Source organism: Streptomyces spongiae, assembly GCF_009377185.1.
GTDB lineage: Bacteria > Actinomycetota > Actinomycetes > Streptomycetales > Streptomycetaceae > Streptomyces > Streptomyces spongiae.
In genome coordinates, this window is record NZ_VJZC01001035.1 from 1 (window position 1) to 1,584 (window position 1,584).

2 protein-coding genes and 1 pseudogene are annotated in these 1,584 nt (G+C 67.0%); 2 read left to right on the top strand and 1 reads right to left on the bottom strand.

All coding sequences use genetic code 11. The features are described 5' to 3' along the window. Positions 1 to 311, bottom strand: a pseudogene (locus FNH08_RS49880) (hypothetical protein); the annotation flags it as partial. A gap of 157 nt (positions 312 to 468) precedes the next feature. Here FNH08_RS49880 and FNH08_RS49885 point away from each other — a divergent pair. After that, positions 469 to 867: an effector-associated constant component EACC1 gene (locus FNH08_RS49885; protein WP_152778621.1), complete on the top strand. Its 399-nt coding sequence runs from the start codon at positions 469 to 471 to the stop codon at positions 865 to 867. A 6-nt stretch (positions 868 to 873) separates the two neighbouring features. Continuing rightward, the coding region (locus FNH08_RS54310) for a caspase, EACC1-associated type (protein ID WP_194238899.1) at positions 874 to 1,584 on the top strand (711 nt) is incomplete at its 3' end.

Here is a 1,584-nt window from a genome sequence, read left to right on the forward strand (position 1 = left end):
ATGTGGGTCCTTCCACACGAGGCGGGCGGCGGTGCGGAACGGGTTCTCCGTCCCGCGGTCGTTCTCGCCTGCGGCGTCGAGGAGTTCGGGCAGGTCGGTGCCCTCCGCGTCCCGCTGGTCGCTCCACCACCCGGCGCGGGTGATGGAGCGGGCCTTCTCCTCCAGCTCCGCCCAGTCCGCCTCATCCCAGGACCCTTCGACGACCAGCGCGGTGTACCCGGAGACCATCGGCTGGTGCCGGGATCGCTCGCCCCAGTCCAGGGCCCGCTCCGGGCCTCCATCTGCGGCATGTCCAAATTCTTCGCCCAGGCGAATCCGGCCCCAATGCACCGGGAGGGCTTGGGCGTTGATGCCGGCGGAGTTGTGGCCAACGGGCCGTCAAGGCAGGGCTGTAACGGAACGGCTGCGCTCTGGAACTCCCTAGCGGGAAATGGCCCATCCGAACGGTGCGTTTCGAGGGGGATTTTGGTGGGGGACATTCGCATCGAGGTCGAGGGTGATGTCGCGGCCGAGACGTCCTTGTGGGATTGGTTGCGCCGGGAGCCGGGGCTGCGTGGGCGGGTCCGCCAGCGCCCGGTGTCAGCGCATCCCGGTTCGATGGGCTCGCTTTCCGAGTTGGTGGTGGAAGGAGTCGTCACGGGAACCATTGGCACTGTTGCCGGGTTGCTGGGGCAGGCGCTGTCCACCTGGATGGGCCAGCGAGCTGCGCGCCGTGATGCCCCGACGACGATCACCGTCACTGCGCCCAACGGCCACAGCGTGGCTCTCGTCTCATCGCCGACCGCTGATGCCGCGCAGGTGACAGAGCTGGTACGAGGGGTCCTGGAGGCCACGAGGGAACCGGCCTCCAACAGCGACCCAAGGTAGGCGGCCGTGCGTCTGCCCGACTCTCAGCGCTCGTTCGCGATTCTCATCGGCACGAGTCGATACGAATCCAGTGACCTGGCTGATCTGCCCGCCGTACGGAACAATCTGGATGATCTGGCTGCCATCCTCACCGACCCTGCCATCGGCTGGCTCCCGCCCCGGCAGTGCACAGTGATCGTCGATCCCCCTGACCCGCGCACCCTTTACAGGACGCTGAGACAGCGGGCGCAGGCTGCCGAGGACACACTATTGGTCTATTTCGCGGGGCACGGCCAGACCGGACCGCGCAATGACCTCTTCCTTGCCCTTGCCGCTACGGAACTCGATGAACTCAAGGTCAGCGCACTCGCATTCGATCTGTTACGTGATGTTTTGGCCGACTGCCCTGCCACCAACCGCGTCCTCATTCTCGACTGTTGCTTCAGACCGCGCCCAACTCGTCGTCATCGCCTACCAGACCGGCCTCGTCCGCCCCCACCCGCCCAGGCTCTGACCGGAGGCACTGGTCATGGGGCCGTCGCCCACCCTGCAGGGGGCACGGAGCGCCCCCGTTCTCCGACACCGCTGGAACGGTCAGTGACCCGGTGCACCTCCGCGGTAGCCCGAACGCCAGCAAGGGTGCCGACGCCGTCCGGCTACCGTTCACCAGTCATAGACAGCCTTGTTCTCGCTCAGGGCAACTCAAGGGCATCCACCGCGACTTGCCCAGCCGTCGCG